This window comes from Pseudomonas sp. GM78, assembly GCF_000282475.1.
Taxonomy (GTDB): Bacteria; Pseudomonadota; Gammaproteobacteria; order Pseudomonadales; family Pseudomonadaceae; genus Aquipseudomonas.
In genome coordinates this window covers 1-15,708 of record NZ_AKJF01000056.1, presented here as the reverse complement: position 1 = coordinate 15,708, position 15,708 = coordinate 1, and the positions used below count along the sequence as shown (strand labels likewise).

At 62.4% G+C, this 15,708-nt stretch carries 13 protein-coding genes; 3 read left to right on the top strand and 10 right to left on the bottom strand.

The window, feature by feature from the left end:
* Positions 1 to 60: 60 nt before the first annotated feature.
* The gene (inhA, locus tag PMI35_RS25930; RefSeq protein WP_008056164.1) at positions 61 to 741 is read left to right on the top strand and encodes an isonitrile hydratase; all 681 of its coding nucleotides are present in this window, start codon (positions 61 to 63) and stop codon (positions 739 to 741) included.
* 298 nt (positions 742 to 1,039) lie between these two features.
* On the opposite strand, the gene PMI35_RS25935 is transcribed toward inhA, so the two are convergent.
* Complete coding sequence (locus tag PMI35_RS25935) at positions 1,040 to 1,528, bottom strand: SRPBCC family protein (RefSeq protein WP_008056159.1); 489 nt, start codon at positions 1,526 to 1,528, stop codon at positions 1,040 to 1,042.
* Positions 1,529 to 1,674: 146 nt separating this feature from the next.
* Between PMI35_RS25935 and PMI35_RS25940 the strand changes: the two genes are divergently transcribed.
* Positions 1,675 to 2,076: a lysozyme inhibitor LprI family protein gene (locus tag PMI35_RS25940; protein WP_008056154.1), complete on the top strand. Its 402-nt coding sequence runs from the start codon at positions 1,675 to 1,677 to the stop codon at positions 2,074 to 2,076.
* Positions 2,077 to 2,213: 137 nt separating this feature from the next.
* Here the strand turns inward: PMI35_RS25940 and peaD are convergent, their stop codons facing one another.
* From peaD to peaA, 4 genes are all read right to left on the bottom strand, one after another.
* The gene (gene peaD, locus PMI35_RS25945) at positions 2,214 to 3,332 is read right to left on the bottom strand and encodes a quinohemoprotein amine dehydrogenase subunit beta (RefSeq protein WP_008056153.1); all 1,119 of its coding nucleotides are present in this window, start codon (positions 3,330 to 3,332) and stop codon (positions 2,214 to 2,216) included.
* Between the two features lie 24 nt (positions 3,333 to 3,356).
* Positions 3,357 to 3,680, bottom strand: a complete 324-nt coding sequence (gene qhpC, locus PMI35_RS25950) for a quinohemoprotein amine dehydrogenase subunit gamma (RefSeq protein ID WP_008016081.1) — start codon at positions 3,678 to 3,680, stop codon at positions 3,357 to 3,359.
* A 1-nt stretch (position 3,681) separates the two neighbouring features.
* Complete coding sequence (peaB, locus tag PMI35_RS25955; RefSeq protein WP_008056152.1) at positions 3,682 to 5,112, bottom strand: quinohemoprotein amine dehydrogenase maturation protein; 1,431 nt, start codon at positions 5,110 to 5,112, stop codon at positions 3,682 to 3,684.
* Between the two features lie 82 nt (positions 5,113 to 5,194).
* Positions 5,195 to 6,775, bottom strand: a complete 1,581-nt coding sequence (gene peaA / locus PMI35_RS25960; protein WP_008056151.1) for a quinohemoprotein amine dehydrogenase subunit alpha — start codon at positions 6,773 to 6,775, stop codon at positions 5,195 to 5,197.
* Between the two features lie 513 nt (positions 6,776 to 7,288).
* Between peaA and PMI35_RS25965 the strand changes: the two genes are divergently transcribed.
* Positions 7,289 to 8,779 carry an aldehyde dehydrogenase family protein gene (locus PMI35_RS25965; protein ID WP_008056145.1) on the top strand — a complete coding sequence of 497 codons (1,491 nt, stop codon included), beginning with the start codon at positions 7,289 to 7,291 and terminating at the stop codon, positions 8,777 to 8,779.
* Between the two features lie 141 nt (positions 8,780 to 8,920).
* Here PMI35_RS25965 and qhpG read toward each other — a convergent pair whose 3' ends face one another.
* The 5 genes from qhpG to PMI35_RS25990 form a co-directional block, all read right to left on the bottom strand.
* Positions 8,921 to 10,219, bottom strand: a complete 1,299-nt coding sequence (gene qhpG / locus PMI35_RS25970) for a flavin-dependent monooxygenase QhpG (RefSeq protein WP_008056142.1) — start codon at positions 10,217 to 10,219, stop codon at positions 8,921 to 8,923.
* Positions 10,216 to 10,893, bottom strand: coding sequence for a subtilisin-like serine protease QhpE (gene qhpE, locus PMI35_RS25975; RefSeq protein ID WP_032831428.1), 678 nt, complete (start codon positions 10,891 to 10,893; stop codon positions 10,216 to 10,218). The genes qhpG and qhpE overlap by 4 nt, the downstream gene beginning before the upstream one ends.
* Positions 10,883 to 12,601 (bottom strand): ABC transporter ATP-binding protein, encoded by a 1,719-nt coding sequence (locus tag PMI35_RS25980; protein WP_008056140.1) that lies wholly within the window; start codon positions 12,599 to 12,601, stop codon positions 10,883 to 10,885. The genes qhpE and PMI35_RS25980 overlap by 11 nt, the downstream gene beginning before the upstream one ends.
* A complete protein-coding gene (locus tag PMI35_RS25985) occupies positions 12,601 to 14,505 on the bottom strand; it encodes a sigma-54-dependent Fis family transcriptional regulator (protein ID WP_008056139.1) in 1,905 nt (634 codons plus the stop codon). Before PMI35_RS25985 ends, PMI35_RS25980 begins: the two co-directional genes overlap by 1 nt.
* Before the next feature lie 243 nt (positions 14,506 to 14,748).
* On the bottom strand, positions 14,749 to 15,708 hold a 960-nt coding region (locus PMI35_RS25990), incomplete at its 5' end, for a calcium-binding protein (RefSeq protein WP_008056138.1).

Genomic DNA, 15,708 nt, shown 5'->3' with positions numbered 1-15,708 from the left:
ATACGCCAAATCCTAGGCGCCTAGAGTGAAGGCGTCCACCCACTCCAGGAGAAAAACACCATGACCTTGCAGATCGGTTTTCTGTTGTTTCCACAGGTGCAGCAACTTGACCTGACCGGCCCGTACGACGTTCTGGCGTCGCTGCCCGACGTGAAGGTGCATCTGATCTGGAAGGACCTGATGCCCATCACCGCCAGCACCGGGCTGGTGCTCAAGCCGACCGTGACTTTCAACGACTGCCCGGCGCTGGATGTGATTTGCGTACCCGGTGGCAGCGGGGTCGGGCCGTTGATGGAAGATGAACCTACCCTGGCGTTCATCAAGACCCAAGCCGCCAACGCGCGGTACGTGACGTCGGTCTGCACCGGTGCGCTGGTGCTCGGTGCGGCGGGCCTGCTCAAGGGCAAACGCGCCACCACCCACTGGGCGTATCACGAGTTGCTGGCGCCGCTGGGAGCGATTGCGGTGGCGGATCGGGTGGTGCGCGACGGCAATCTGCTGACCGGTGGCGGGATTACCGCAGGCATTGATTTTGCCCTGACCCTGGCCGCTGAGCTGTTCGATCAGGACACCGCTGAGCTGGTGCAACTGCAACTGGAATACGCACCTGCGCCGCCATTCCAGGCGGGTAGCCCGCAAACGGCGCCCGCCAGCGTGCTGGAGGAAGCTCGCGCACGTGCCGCCAGTTCATTGAAACTGCGCGCGCAAATCACCGAGCGGGCGGCGGCGAAACTCGGCTGACAATAAAATCCTGGCGGCGAGAACCGCGGTTCAAGCAGCCAGGATTTTTCTGACGCCCACAAAAAAACCCGCCGAAGCGGGTTCTTCCAAGACCATTACAACTCCCTGTCGTCAGCATTCCTTGCAAATGGCCGATCATCCATGATCCTGAGAGCACTCCCTGTGTCTCAGTGGATGGGGCCAGAATACGCATCGGATCCAATATGTAACAGAGGACATAGTTGTAACCGCGTGTAAGACATTCGCTATAGCTGCCCTTCCCAAACGCTCTAGGATGCTTTTAACCAGGGATCTGCCGTCACTCATTCCCTCGCTCGCGGGCCTTGGCGTTTTCGATGAGAAATTGTTCCAATCGGCTCAATTGCTCTTCCCAGCCACGGCTGTCCATGTAATACGCCTCCTTCTGGCGTATGTCGGGAATGTGGGCGAAACCTGACTCGGAAACCTTGAGTAACGTGCCGTCTTCGTAATCCTGCAGTTCGAATTTGACCAGCGTGGTGGGCTCCTGGGAGTAGTCGATCCTGGGGTTCACCGCGTAGGGGTGCCAGCGAAAGGAAAACAGCTGCTGCGGCTCGACCCGCTCGACCAGCACGTTCCACAACACATGTTCATAACCGGGATACGTAACCTGCCCCTGCGTCCACTCGCCGGCGATGAATCGCCGGCCTTCAAGCGCAACGCCGAACCACTGACCGAACGCCTCGGCATCCACCAAAGCGCGCCACACATGGGCGCGGGGCGACTTGAGCATGATTTTGCGTTCAAAACTGTTGGGTACTGGTTTCATACGTCACCTCCTGTAATGAACAACAGTAGGCCTCTAAGACAACATGTCCAGCCCGAAAGTTGTATCAAGCCGCTGTCCGTTGTCGAAATCGCCGCCTTTGGATCGCTACACTGCCCCCAATTCCCCTGTCATAGCGAGCCTTCCCCATGTACTCACGCTTCCTTCTGGTACTGACACCTTTGCTGTTCACGCCCTTGGCCCAGGCCGCCGACTGCGACAATGCCAGCGACCAGGCCACGCTGAACCAGTGCGCAGCGCAGCAGCATGCGGCGGCGGACAAGGAGTTGAATGCGCTTTACCAGCAGATCACCGCACGATTGAAGGGCAATCCCGACAGCAAGAAACTGCTGGTGGGTGCGCAGCGTTCGTGGATCGGGTTTCGCGATGCGGAGTGCAAGTTTTCGGCGTCGGGGGTGGAAGGCGGGAGTGTTTATCCGCTGATCTACGGCAATTGCGTGACCGAACTGACCAAGGCGCGGGTGGAGACGTTCAAGACTTACCTGAAGTGCCAGGAGGGGGATTTGGGGTGTCCGGTGCAGGGGGGTTGATTCTCTAGCGTCTGTAAGGGCCAATCGCGAGCAGGCTCACTCCTACAGGGTTTTCGGTCAGGCACAACATTTATGTTCACCGAAAATCCACTGTAGGAGTGAGCCTGCTCGCGATAGCGTCAGTTCAGGCGCCGCAATTACCGCACAAAAATCTGCGCCGTCGTAATCGCCATATCCCCACCCGGCAACTTGATGTTGCCCACCTGCTTCAAGCTGTCGGCATCGAAGATCGCCACATCGTTGAAGGTGCCGGCCAAGTAGATCTTGCTGCCGTCCTTGTTGAAGGAAATGCAGTAGTAGGAGTGATCGAGCGTCGCCGCCTGGAGCATTTTCTTCTCCTTGATGTCGTACTTGGCCAGGCGGTTGAGCACGCCAAACATCAGGTTCGGGTCTTTGGGCGAGCGCATGCCGCTGAAGTAGATCTCCGTCAGGGGGCCGAAGTCGGTGGTTTCGGTCTTGCCGGTCTTCAGGTCGACACTGAACAGGCCGTACAGGTATTCGGCGGTGGCCGGGTCCTGTTTCTTGTCCTTGAATTTCGCCGCGGTGTAGAGCAGCGAGAAATCATGCCGATAGGTCTGCTGGTTCCACACGTAGAGTACGTCCGGCGCGCTGTAGTTCGGGCGTTTCCAGTGACGGCTGGGGATCAGCACGTCGAACTTGCCGGTTTGCACATTGACCTTGTAGATATCCGCCCCGGCCACGTACAGCGTGCCGTCGTCCCCGCTCTGCATGATGGTCAACTGGCGCGGCGCCGGGAAACTGCGCACCGGCTTGGCGTCCATGCCGGCGTCGGTCTTGTACACGTCGAGCCGGGGCTGCTGCACCTCGTAGCGATCGTTCATCATCAGCGTGGGGTTAGCGATGGTGTACAACTCCGCGCCGTCATGGCTGACGGTGAAGGCGAACATGGACTTGGCTTTCTCGCCCGGTTTCTGGGTGATGCTGGCGTGGAACACCTGCTTGCAGCTGTCCAGCTCGACGCCATAGACATCCGCGTAATGGTTGTTCAGCACGTAGGCGGTCTTGCGGTCCGGCGACAATTGCACGCTGCCAGGGCCGAAGGCGTCGGGCATCTTGCAGGTCTTGTACAAGGTGTCGGTGGCCAGGTCGATCACGTGCAGGTTGTTCGGGTAATTGGTGGTCAACATGTATTCGTGACCGTCTTGCAGCGCGGTGTTTTCATCGGCCAGAACAGCGAGCGAAAACGTACTCAGGACGGCGAACGCGGCCAGGCCGCAGGCTTTGATGCTGTGCATGCTGGAATCCTTCTTGTTATTCGATCACTTGTCTTTCGGGAAGACAGTGCCAAGGTTTCGCCAGTTGTCGTTGGACGCCTGGGCATCCTTGTTCCAGTCCGGGTAGGTGCTCATCATGTCCGGCACCTGGGCCGGCCACCAGCACGGATCGGAGCAGCCATACAGGTCGGCTTCCATCGGCTGGCACAGCGACGACACACCGCCAAACGCATCGATTTCCCAGCCCGGGTCGGTGGTCGAGGCACAGCCCGCCACGGAGCTCATGGCGACCACTTCTTCAATGCGGTTTTCATCCGCGGCCTGATCCAGCTTCAACGCTTTGTTATTGATTGCCTTGAGATGTTTCATGTCAGTGAGCCTTGCGCGGAGTGATGTAGCTGCTGATGAACGCAGGGTTATTGGCCATGATCCGGGTGTAGACCTCGATGCCGAAGTCGACCCAGTCACGCATCAGTTCGCAGTAGTGATAGGTCGGGTGGGTCGGGTCGCCGTAGCGGGCGTAGCTCTCGTGGTAGCAGCCGCCGGAGCACAGGTTGCGGATCTGGCAGTCTTCGCAACCGGTGTTGGTGCGGTCCAGGCGCTGGGACAGGAAGTCGTTCAACTCCACCTGTTTCACGCCGCTGTGCACGTTGCCGAAGGTCGGCAGGCTCGAACCGGTGAAGCGGTGGCACAGGTTCAGCTCGCCTTTGTGATCCACTGCCAGCATCTTCAGGCCCGCGCCACAGGGCAGGGCTTTCTTGTGGCCTTCGTGGATGTCGGTGATCAGTTGGTGCAGGTTGGAGAAACCGATGTTGCGGTGCTCCAGCGCGGCTTCCAGATAGCGCCGACCGAGGGCCTTCATGTTGGCGAACACCTGCACCAGTTCATCGCTGGTGAGGTTGAAGCTGCTGATGTCGCCGGAGGTCACCGGGGCAAAGCCGACTTCGGCGAAGCCCAGTTCGTTGAACAGGTGATCCCAGATGGTTTCGACGTCGGTGACGCCGGTGGTCAGGGTCACCCGCGCGCCCACCGGACGGCTGTTGTAGCGCGACAGCAGCATCTCGGCCTTGCGCCGCACCACGTCGTAGGTGCCCTGCCCGCCCACGGTGATGCGGTTGCGGTCGTGCACGGTTTTCGGCCCGTCGATGCTCACTGACAAGCCAAAGCGGTGGGCGTTGAGGTAGTCCACGGTCTCTTCGGTGAGCAGCGTAGCGTTGGTGGTCATGACGAATTCGACGAACTTGCCGGCCTCGCGAAAACGCTTCTCGCAGTAGTCGACCATGTACTCGATCAGCTTGCGGTTGCTCAGCGGTTCGCCGCCGAAGAACACCACGGTGAAACGCTCTTCGTCCGGGGATTCGCGCAACAGCATTTCCACCGAAGCGATCGCCGTCTCGACATCCATTTTCTTGCCGGCCGACGGCTTGTCGAGGTCTTCCTTGTAGCAGTAGGTGCAGCTCAGGTTGCAGCCGGTGTTGACGTTGAGCACCACGGTATTGATCGCCGTGCGCTCGACGCGTTTGGTGGCGATGTCCGGAGTCAGCGGCGAGCCGTCGCTGACCAGTTCCAGGGCCATCAGCTCGCGCAGGGTCTCGGTGATTTCCTCGCCGTTGAAACGCGCGGCGAGGCGCTGGATCAGGTCGTCCGACGAACAGCCCGGGCCGCGCAAGGTATCGATGATGGTGCCCGTCAATTCATCGCTGGCGAACAGCGAACTGCTGGGGATGTGAAACAGCATGCGGTCAGCATCGACCTGCACTTCATGCAGGTTGCGTTCGACCAGATTCAAGATAGCGCCCATTGCCAACCTCCTGTGCAGGCCCCGTTGTGCGGGGCGTGCGGTCATTCCGAAAAGTGTCTGATGCGATCAACGGTCAGCCAACTCATGGAATGGGTGGATTGTTCCAGCGTTGCACGGTCACGATCATGTGGCCTTCGCCGGTCAGGGATTTCCCTGCGTCGTCGACGGCGGCGATCACCTTGAGGTTGCCGGCATTGTTGGTGGACATTTTGCGCGCCGGGTTCGGCCCGGCATCGCCCGGGGTGAACACGCCCGCGTCGGCCTGCATGGTGCCGGCGAACTTGACGTCTTCATCTTCCTTGGCACGGTCATCGAAGGCCTCGACCTTCCACTGCGCCGGGAACACGCCGATGCGATACGGCTTGCCGTCAGCGCCCTTGCCCCAGGCTTCGGCATCGAAACGGCCCTGGACTTTCGGTGTCGAACCACCGCCCTCGCCGATCCGCGCCACCGAGAATTCCGGCACGACCTTGACCTGGTCGATCTTGCTGTAGACCGACAGGCTCGGGCCTTTTAGCGTGCCGACGGTGACCGCGTGCAAGCCCGGCTGGGCATTGGCGGCGGCCTTGAGCTTGACCTTGATACGCTCCGGGCTCTGCTCGACGACTTCGAGCACTTCCACGCCTTTGCCAAAGTTCGGCTTACCGCTCAGGCCGCTGCCGATCAGGGTGACTTCGCTTTCGCTGCCGGCCTTCACATAACCCGGCTGCACTGCCAGCAAACGCTGGGAGCCCTGCTTGGCGGCGACGAAGTCCAGGCCACGTTCATCGTGCTCGGCCTCGAACATCCGGCCCTGCATCGCGTTGCCTTGGGCGGCGAACACCTGGCGCATGGTCACGCCGTCGATGCTGACATTGCCGCGCCATTCGTAGCCCGTATAGAGAATCGCGCTGCCGTCGCCGTTGAACGACGTGCCATCGGCGTATTGGCCTTTGACGCTGACCTTGAAGGTGTCGCTGCCGTCGGCGCTTACGCTCATCACACCAGCCAGTTCGCCTTTGCCCGGCAAGTGACCGCTGAAGCTCCAGTCACCCACCAGTGCCTCGCTTTTCGGCGCGGTGCTCAGCCACTTTTTCCAGGCCGGGTTGTCCAGTGGATAGCGCTTGGCCAACAGCGGCACCATCTCTTTGCGCGCCAGGTCGAACCAGTCGCGGTCGCGGGACAGTGCCTGGTATTCCAGCGACGGCCATTGGCCGAGGTGGAAGTTCACCAAGCGTTCCCACTCCTGGGCCGGACGCCGTTGCAGGGCAACCCGCGCACCGGAGTGGCAGCGGCCGCACATCTGGCTGGTCTGGTCGTCGAATTTTTCGACGGTATTGAGTCGGCGCTCCATGGCGTAGCGCACGCCGTCGGTTTCGCTTGGCGCCAGGCCCTGGGTGTCGGCCAGGTACTTGACCAGCGTGCGGCGGTCTTCATCGCTGATCTGCAAACCGTGCATGGTCTGCATACGCGCAATGCTCATCAGCCAACCTTCCGGCGTTTTACGCTGGTGGCTAATGCGGCTCAGGGCGTTATCGGCTTCGGGGGTATGACAGCCCTGACAGGTTTCCTTGAGGATGGTCTGGGCGTCGCGGGCTGCCAGGCTGTGAGGCGAATGCAGGGCCACGCAAGCTGCGATGGCCAGCAGACTGGCGCTCATACCTGAACGGAGTTTTCTCTTCATCAACGTCGAACCTCGCACGGTGCTTTCTTATTTTTGTGGCTTATCGTTTTTTGGGTTTCTGCCGCCGGCGGCAAGCCGCTGACGGAGGCAGGAGAAACGTCTGCGATGAGCAATACACGGAGCGTGCCAGCTTAAGAACATTTCGTTGAATCAATGGGTTGCGGGTAATTACCGGGGTTTTGACGTAAACGTTAACGGCATTCCACGTTTAATTTCGCGACAACTGTTGCAACCTGAGACAGCATAGACCTCTGTAGGAGCGAGGCTTGCCCGCGAAGCAGTCACCGCGGTTTATCAGTAGAACCGCGTTATCGTTCTTCGCGGGCAAGCCTCGCTCCTACAGAGGGGGTGTTGCGGATGTCTCACGCCGTCGCAAATTGCGACGTTTGTCGATGTCATTGCGATTAGGAAAAGGGCCGCCAAACCCGTCGAATCAAGCCCTCGCCGCAAAAAACCGCTTCTGGCACAGCCATTGCGAAAGACCTCGCCACACGAACAAGACGAGGTTTCATCATGTCGCTTCCCAACCTGCTTCCCGCCACTTCGGCATTTATCCAGCGCGCCCCGCGCATGCTCATCGGTGGCGACTGGGTCGAGGCCGCCGACGGCCAGACCATGCCCCTGCACAACCCCGCCACGGGCGAAGTGCTGTGCGTGGTGCCACGGGCCACACCGGAAGATGTCGACCGCGCGGTACTGGCCGCCCGCCAGGCGTTCGATGATTCGACCTGGACCCGCACCCGTCCCCGTGAGCGGCAGAACCTGTTGTGGAAACTTGCCGACCTGATGCAGCGCGACGCCGAACTGCTGGCGCAGCTGGAATGCCTGAACAACGGCAAAAGCGCCGCCGTGGCGCAAGTGATGGACGTGCAGCTGTCCATCGACTTCCTGCGCTACATGGCCGGTTGGGCGACCAAGATCGAAGGCTCCACGGTCGATGTCTCGGCGCCGCTGATGCCCAACGACCAGTTCCACAGTTTCATCCGCCGCGAAGCGGTAGGCGTGGTCGGTGCCATCGTCGCCTGGAACTTCCCGCTGCTGCTGGCCTGCTGGAAGCTCGGCCCGGCCTTGGCCACCGGTTGTACCGTGGTGCTCAAACCCGCCGACGAAACCCCGCTCACGGCATTGAAACTCGCCGAGCTGGTGCTTGAGGCCGGTTACCCCGAGGGCGTGTTCAACGTGGTCACCGGTACCGGTATCACCGCAGGCTCCGCGCTCACTCAAAACCCGCTGTTGGACAAGCTGACCTTCACCGGCTCCACCGCCGTGGGCAAGCAGATCGGCAAGATCGCCATGGACTCCATGACCCGGGTCACCCTGGAACTGGGCGGCAAATCGCCGACCATCGTCATGGCCGATGCCGACCTGAAAACCGCCGCCGCCGGTGCCGCCAGCGCGATTTTCTTCAACCAGGGCCAGGTCTGCTGTGCAGGCTCGCGCCTGTATGTGCAACGCAAGCATTTCGACAATGTGGTGGCGGACATCAGCGATATCGCCAACGCCATGAAACTGGGTAACGGCCTGGACCCGAGCGTCGAGATGGGCCCGCTGATTTCCGCGCGCCAGCAGGCGCGGGTCTACGGCTACATCGAGAAGGGCCGCGAAAGCGGCGCGACCATCGCCTGCGGTGGCGAGCAGTTCGGGCCGGGCTTTTTCGTCAAGCCGACGGTGATCGTCGACGTCGATCAAAAACATTCGTTGGTGCAGGAAGAAATCTTCGGCCCGGTGCTGGTGGCGATTCCCTTCGATGACGAAGCCGATGCGCTGCGCATGGCCAATGACAGCCCTTACGGGCTGGGCGCGAGCATCTGGTCCAATGACCTGGCGGCAGTGCACCGGATGATCCCGCGGATCAAGTCGGGCTCGGTGTGGGTCAACTGCCACAGCGCCCTGGACCCGGCGTTGCCCTTCGGTGGCTACAAGATGTCGGGGGTCGGGCGCGAGATGGGGTATGCGGCGATCGAGCATTACACCGAGTTGAAGTCGGTGTTGATCAAGCTGTAATTTGCGGCGGCCAATAGACCGCCATCGCGGGCAAGCCCGCTCCCACAGTGATTTGTGTGATGTCGTAGATTGCAGCTTCACCACAAAACCCTGTGGGAGCGGGCTTGCCCGCGATAGGGCCCGCCCGGACAACCAGAAATCTTAGGGCTTGAACCCCTGAGCCAACAACCAACTCCTGACCATCCTCCCCTGCTCCACCGTCAGCCCCGCCAACACCTGCTCCGCCGGCTCACGGCACATCAACCGCCGCACCAACGGCGCCAACTCCACCCCCTGCACATGCCAGATCCCCAGCGGCTGATCCGCCGTGATCACCACTTCCGCCTCATCGACAAACCCGTCACGCAGCACCGGTGCCCGCTCGATCCTCAACGCAGTGAAATCCGCCTCGGCATGAGCCACCTCGGCATCCGGCCATTGCCGCCGCGCCTGCCAGAACGGTTGATCAAGCCAACGCTGTTCATCGGCATAAAAATCCCGGCCAATGCGCGCAAACCGCAGAAACAGCTGCTCCACCCGCTGCTGATGAAACCGTCGGGCCAGCGCCGCGCGCTCGGGTTTGCGCAACAAGGTATTGATCACCGCCGGTGCCTGCAGCGCCGAGGACAGGGATTGAAAGATGCCGTTGCCCGACAACGGATCGACCGCCATCGCCGCATCGCCGACCCGAATCCAGTTGTCACCGCACACCTGCGGGCTGAGAATCGCCGTGCTGCTGCGGGCGTGCAGCTGCAAATCCACCTCGGGGTCGGCACCGAAAAACGCCTGGGCGAACGACGATGCCTGGCGCCGCTGTCGACAGTACTCGAGCAGTTGGGCCTTGCCCGGCAGAGCGGCGCTGGCCACATCCACCGTCCATTGCCAATAACACTGGCCGTCGGCCCGCCGCGCCATCCAGGCCCAGCCGTCCTCGAGGCTTTCCACGGCGCTGGCGGTGTTGCCCGGCGCCCCTTGCCAGCGATTGAGCAGGCTGACGGTCTCCGGCCCGCGCAAGCCTTTGCCGAGGGCGGGTGCCTGGCGGCCACGGGCTTCCACCAGAAAGTCCGCAACCAATGCCTGGCCACCGTCCATCTCGATTCGATGACCGCTCGCGAGTGCCTGAACCGACAACACCCGGCCCTCGATCAGCTCAACGCCCGCCAGGCGCAACGCTTCACGCAGGCCGCGATCGAAGGTCGGACGGTCGAGCAGGAACTCGACGTTCTGCGCGTGCTGCTGGCCATTCCAGTTCACTTGCCGCTGGGAGGGCAACGTCGCCTGCGCCAGCGCCTCATGCAGGCCGGCGCCACGCAACGCCTCAAGCACCCGTTGGGAAACGCCTTCGAGGGCTGCAAAGCGGCGCCATTCGCTGATCAGCGTGACTGCATAACCAAGGCGCCGCAGCCCCAGCGCTACCGCCGCGCCCGCGGGCCCAGCGCCCAGGATTACCATCGCGGTCATGGCCCCAAACGCCGTTCCGGGCCGCGATACCGGGCGTTTTTCTGCAAATACTCGATGATCTGCTCGTTGCTCGCCTCGGGCTGTGCCTCCAGAAATGCCGCGATGTGCCCGCTTAAAGCCGCGCAACCGAGACTGGCGCCGGACTGCCCCGGATAAGTGCCATGCACGCACGCGGCGAAATCCGCCTGGGCACTGTCGAGCCATGACCATTCGAGTTCGGCGCAGCGTGCATCGCCGGTCACCCGCAGCACCTGTGGGTAATTCGCCGGAAACACGCCTTCGCCCTGGGCCGGGCTGGAAGCGCACAGCAGCACGCCCCGCTCCACCGCCGCCGCGCAGGCGCTGCGCAACAAGCTGCGATCCTGACGCAAACCCAGGCTCAGATTGATCAAGCGTACGTCCTGCGCCACCAGCCAGTCGATGGCCGTGGCGATCTGCAAGGCGCTGGTCACCCCGCGCCGATCGAACACTTGTGCCACGCAAAACAGGGCCGAAGGTGCACGCCGGCCGATGGCTTCGATCACCGCGCTGCCATGGCCCAGCGGATCATCACGCAAGTCGCTTTCAACCAGGCCATCTTCCACCAGGGAAAAACGCCGGCCGGCGACGACTTGCACCCGCTGCGCCGTCGAATGGCCGCTGTCCACCACACCAATCCTCAACTCAGGCTTCATGCAGCACCGTTTTCGAAATCAATACACCGTCGAGCAATTCAAAGCGCAGATCGGCATCGGCCAGGGTCGAGGGGCGATGGCTGATGAGGATGCGCGTGCGTCCCGCAAACAGCCGGTCGATGGCTTCGATCACTTCACGCTCGGTGGTTTCATCCACCGCCGAGGTGGCTTCGTCGAGCACCAGAATCAATGGGTCCTGCAACAAGGCGCGGGCAATGGCGATGCGTTGTTTCTGCCCGCCGGACAACTGCTGGCCGCGCTCCCCCAACGGACTGTCGAGGCCCTCGGGCAAGGTCGCGATCAGGCTGTCGAGTTGCGCCAGTCGCGCAACTTCGGCGATCGCTTCCCGGCTGGCGTCCGGCACGGCGTAGGCCAGGTTGTCGGCCAGGCTGCCGCGAAACAGCACGATGTCCTGGCTGACCACGGCAATGCGCCGACGCAACTCGAACAGGTCGAGTTCACGCACATCCACGTCCCCCAGCAGCACCCGCCCGGATTGCGGGTCGTGGTGGCGTTGCAGCAGATCGATCAGGGTCGATTTGCCGACCCCGGAGCCGCCGCTCAGGGCGACTTTCAAGCCGTAGGGAATCCGCGCCTCGATCCCGCGCAGGGTGGTCGGACGACCGGGATGGCTGAAGTGCACGTCATCGAAACGCAGCTCGCCAGAGCTCGGCATCGCTTTCGGTGCTTCGGGTGTCTGTACGGTCGCTTCTTCACCGCGCAGCTCCATCACCCGTCCGAGGCTGACGGTCATGCGCTGAATCGCGACATACAGCCCAAGCAGACTCTGAACCGGCCCGACGGCCATGCCCAGGTAAGTGGAAAACGCAATCAACGCACCCAACTGCCAGGTGCCCTGCACCACCCAATATCCGCCAATCAGGAACGCACACGCGCGCGACAGCGACGTCAGCGTGCCCGGCACGGCCTGGGTGAAAAACTCGGTGACCTGCAGGCGCAGCAACTGGCTCATGTAGCCCTGGCCCAGGCTCTCCAACCGGCGCGCCTCGCGCTGTTGCTGGCCGGCGGACTGGATGAACTTCATCACCGGCAGCGTCTCGACCATGAACGACGACATGTCAGCCGAGCGTTCACGCAACTGCCGCACATCGCGCTCGACCTTGCGCCGCATCCAGCGCAGCCAGAGCACGTCGAGGGGAATCAGCACCAGCGCCAGCAGCGACAGCTTCCACGACAGCGTCAGCAGCATGGCCACGGCAACCACCAGGCCGATCACGCTGGACACCGCCGAGAACAATGAATCCACGGCAAAGCGCTGGATCTCCGCCACGTCGCCATCGAGTCGCGACATCAGGTCGCCGATGCGCCGCTGGCCGTAGAAGCTCGGCGACAGGGTCTGCAAATGCCGATACAGATCATCGCGCAAGGCAAACAGCATGCGCCCGGACAAGCGCGTGTGCAGATAACGATTGATCCCGGACAACGCCGTGCCCAGCAATCCCGCGACGATCATCAGCCCGGCGATCAGTACCAGCATCGGGAAGTTGCGCGCCAGCAGGCCATCGTCGATCAGTAACTTGGTCAGCCAGGGCTGCACCAGGACCAGCGCCGAGGCGCAGACCGACAGGCCCAGCAGCCCGGCAATCGCCAGGCGGTGCGGGCGCACGAAGCTGTATAGCCAGCGCAACGCGGCTTGCAGGGCCTCGGGATTCTGGCTGTCGATCAGCCGCACGATCAGGCGTTGCATCACGGGCGTAACTGCTTGAGCTTGCGATACAGGGTCGCGCGGCTGATGCCCAGGGCGTCGGCGGCAGCCGAGACGTTGCCCTGGTGGCTGTCCAGGGACTGGCGGATCATCTCCAGTTCGTTTTCCCGGATACTGCCGGCCTGGGGCCGTTCGCCGGCGTTGAGCTCGTCGAGCATGCTGTCGGGCAAATGGTCGAGGGTGAGCACGGTCTCCCCCGCTTCGCGCATGGCCAGTGCGGTGCGCAGGACCATCTCCAGCTGCCGGATGTTGCCCGGCCAATGATAGCCCTCGAGCAAGCGGTTCAAGTCGTCGTGCAGGACCACGTTCGGTGCGTCGAGCCGGGTTAGCAGACGGCCGACCAGCGCACTGAAATCCTCGCGCTCGCGCAGCGCCGGGAGCATCACGCTGATGCCATTGACCCGGTAGAACAGGTCCTCGCGAAAGTGTTTGTCCTGCACCAGGCGCTTGAGGTCGCGGTGGGTCGCGCAGATCAGCGCGACGTCGATGTCCTGCTCTTCGCCGGCGCCCAGTGGCGCGACCTTGCGATCCTGAAGCACGCGCAGCAGGCGGGCTTGCAGGGCCAGCGGCATGTCGCCGATTTCATCGAGAAACAAGGTGCCGCCATGTGCTTGCTGCAGGCGTCCGACCATCCCGCCCCGGCGCGAACCAGTGAACGCGCCCTCACGGTATCCGAACAGTTCCGACTCGATCAGGCCTTCGGGGATCGCCGCGCAATTGACCGCGACGAAAGGTTTGTCGCAGCGGCTGCCGGCCATGTGCAGGGCGCGGGCAATGACTTCTTTACCGGTGCCGGTTTCACCCAGCAGCAACACCGGCAACTGATTGGCCAGGCCTTGTCGGGCCATGCGCAGGGCACGGGCATACCGAGCGTTGCTGCCGGCCAGGGAATCAAGGTCCGGTTGCGCCTTGGCGGTTTTTGCCGGGCTGCGTGGCGGTGTACCGACGTTGAGGGTTCGCTGCGGCGCGCGCAGGGTCTTGTAGAAAAATTCGCCTTTGGCGGTCTGCAGGCTGCCGACGCCGCCCTGGTGCAGGCGTGCCAGCAATTGCAGGCCATCGACGCCGAGAAACTCTTCGCAGCGCCGACCCACCAGCGCCGCACGCTCAGCATGCAACAACTGACAGGCCTGGGCGCTGACCGCGAGGATCTGCCCGCCCAGGCTCACCGCCAGCAGGCCCTGCCACGGTGATTCGAGGTACTGGCGGCGACTGTGGAACGCCAGGACGATTTCGTCCGGGTAGCTGGCGTTGAACACCCGGCTCTCGATCTGGCTGACGGCCATGGCCAGCAGCGCGGTGCTGTCGTGGGCACGGCCCAGCGGGCCTTCGCGGGTCAGGTCGAGGACGCCGAGGATGTCGCCCTGGGGGCAACGGATCGGCACCGAGGTGCAGGAAAAATCACTGAGGCGATCCAGGTAATGTTCGCCGCAATCGATCAGGGTTGGCCGGGCTTCGATCAGTGCCGTGCCCAGGGCATTGGTGCCGCGCGCGGCTTCGCTCCAGCAGGCGCCGAGGGTGATGTCTTGCAGGCCACTGCCCTTGAGGCGGTCGGCGCGACCTTCGACGGCAAGGATGGTGGCGTCGGAGTTGGCGAGGATGATCAGCCCTTCCTTGCCCTGGCGTTCGGCCAGGTAATCGATCGCCGGTAACGCCGCATCGATCAGCAGGCGATTGCTCGCCAGCAACACGTCAACGCTGGCACTCGATTCCAGCGCCAGCTCATGCTTGGCATTGAAATGCACACCATGGCTGAGGCTGCGCCGCCAGGAGGCATCGATTTCCGCGCGCAGGACGCCGTCCGGGACTTCGCCTTCCAGGTGCAGTTTTTCCCGGGCCAGCCGGGCTTCACGGTGCAATTTGGGGGAGTTTGTTTTTATTAGCGTCATCAAGCGCTCCGGGTCGTCCGCCCTGCGCCGTATTTTATATGTCGGCGCTGTGGAGCCATCTTGACGTTAACGTCAGGGCAATGGCAAGTGCCTTACGGCGCTTGTGTTCCGGCAGGTGGATCGGGTTAACGCTCATCGCGAGCAGGCTCGCTCCCACAGTGGTTGGCAATATAAAAAAAGGGAGGGCATCCACTGCCCTCCCTTCCTCTGTTTACGCTTACTGCGACACTACTGACCAGGACCTCAAGTGGCCAGGATGAAGTCTGTGGCATTGATGGTTGTTGCGTCGTTCACACCTACCAGGCGAATGGAGTCAGCACCTCCGATGCTGACCAGGGTATCCGCACCGACATCGGTGATGGTGACGCTGCCGGCAAAGGTCGCCGCCGTGATGTTGAACGCGGTGACATCGAGCCGATCCTGGCCTCCCGCCGCGTTGGCATCGAAGCTGATGATCTGATCGGTACCGAATCCTGCTGCGAACAGGAAGATATCGTTGCCGATGCCGGCATCCATGATGTCGTTGCCGGCGCCGCCAGTGACCGTATCGTTGCCAGTACCGCCATCAAGAAGGTCATTGCCGATGCCACCCAACAAGGTGTCGTTACCGACACCACCGAGCAGCGTGTCGTCGCCATCGCCCCCCTGGAGCAGATCGTTGCCGGTACCGCCATCCAGGTTGTCACTTCCCAGTCCGCCAAGCAGCGTGTCGTCGCCTGCACCACCGTTCAATGCATCATTGCCGTCACCGCCGTCGAGGCTGTCATCGCCAGTGCCGCCGTTCAGGGTATCGATACCAATACCACCCAGCAGTTGGTCGTTACCGGCGTCACCATTGAGCGTGTCGTTACCGCCGTTGCCGCTGAGGATGTCATCGCCGTTTTCACCATTGAGGGTGTCATTGCCTGCCCCGGCGGTGATGACGTTGTTCACCAGGTTGCCGCCACCCACGAAGTTGCCAACGCCGGTGTAGGTCAGGTTCTCGACGTTGGCATCCAGCGTGTAGCTGGCCAGCGCGGTCTGCACGGTATCCGTACCGCCACCCGTCACCTCGACCAATACGTCTGCGGCTGCATCGACGATATAGGTGTCGTTGCCGGCGCCCCCCACCAACCGGTCAGCACCCGCACCGCCGTTGAGGACGTCGTTACCGACCCCGCCGGTGAGGGTGTTGGCCAGCGCATTACCGGTACCGGTGAAGTT

Bases quoted from the DNA above. Each gene is read 5' to 3' on its own strand.
- PMI35_RS25965 (WP_008056145.1), top strand. From the start codon at position 7,289: ATGTCGCTTCCCAACCTGCTTCCCGCCACTTCGGCATTTATCCAGCGC.
- peaB (WP_008056152.1), bottom strand. From the start codon at position 5,112: ATGGGCGCTATCTTGAATCTGGTCGAACGCAACCTGCATGAAGTGCAG.
- inhA (WP_008056164.1), top strand. From the start codon at position 61: ATGACCTTGCAGATCGGTTTTCTGTTGTTTCCACAGGTGCAGCAACTT.
- qhpG (WP_008056142.1), bottom strand. From the start codon at position 10,219: ATGACCGCGATGGTAATCCTGGGCGCTGGGCCCGCGGGCGCGGCGGTA.
- peaD (WP_008056153.1), bottom strand. From the start codon at position 3,332: ATGCACAGCATCAAAGCCTGCGGCCTGGCCGCGTTCGCCGTCCTGAGT.
- PMI35_RS25940 (WP_008056154.1), top strand. From the start codon at position 1,675: ATGTACTCACGCTTCCTTCTGGTACTGACACCTTTGCTGTTCACGCCC.
- qhpE (WP_032831428.1), bottom strand. From the start codon at position 10,893: ATGAAGCCTGAGTTGAGGATTGGTGTGGTGGACAGCGGCCATTCGACG.
- PMI35_RS25935 (WP_008056159.1), bottom strand. From the start codon at position 1,528: ATGAAACCAGTACCCAACAGTTTTGAACGCAAAATCATGCTCAAGTCG.
- qhpC (WP_008016081.1), bottom strand. From the start codon at position 3,680: ATGAAACATCTCAAGGCAATCAATAACAAAGCGTTGAAGCTGGATCAG.
- peaA (WP_008056151.1), bottom strand. From the start codon at position 6,775: ATGAAGAGAAAACTCCGTTCAGGTATGAGCGCCAGTCTGCTGGCCATC.
- PMI35_RS25985 (WP_008056139.1), bottom strand. From the start codon at position 14,505: ATGACGCTAATAAAAACAAACTCCCCCAAATTGCACCGTGAAGCCCGG.
- PMI35_RS25980 (WP_008056140.1), bottom strand. From the start codon at position 12,601: ATGCAACGCCTGATCGTGCGGCTGATCGACAGCCAGAATCCCGAGGCC.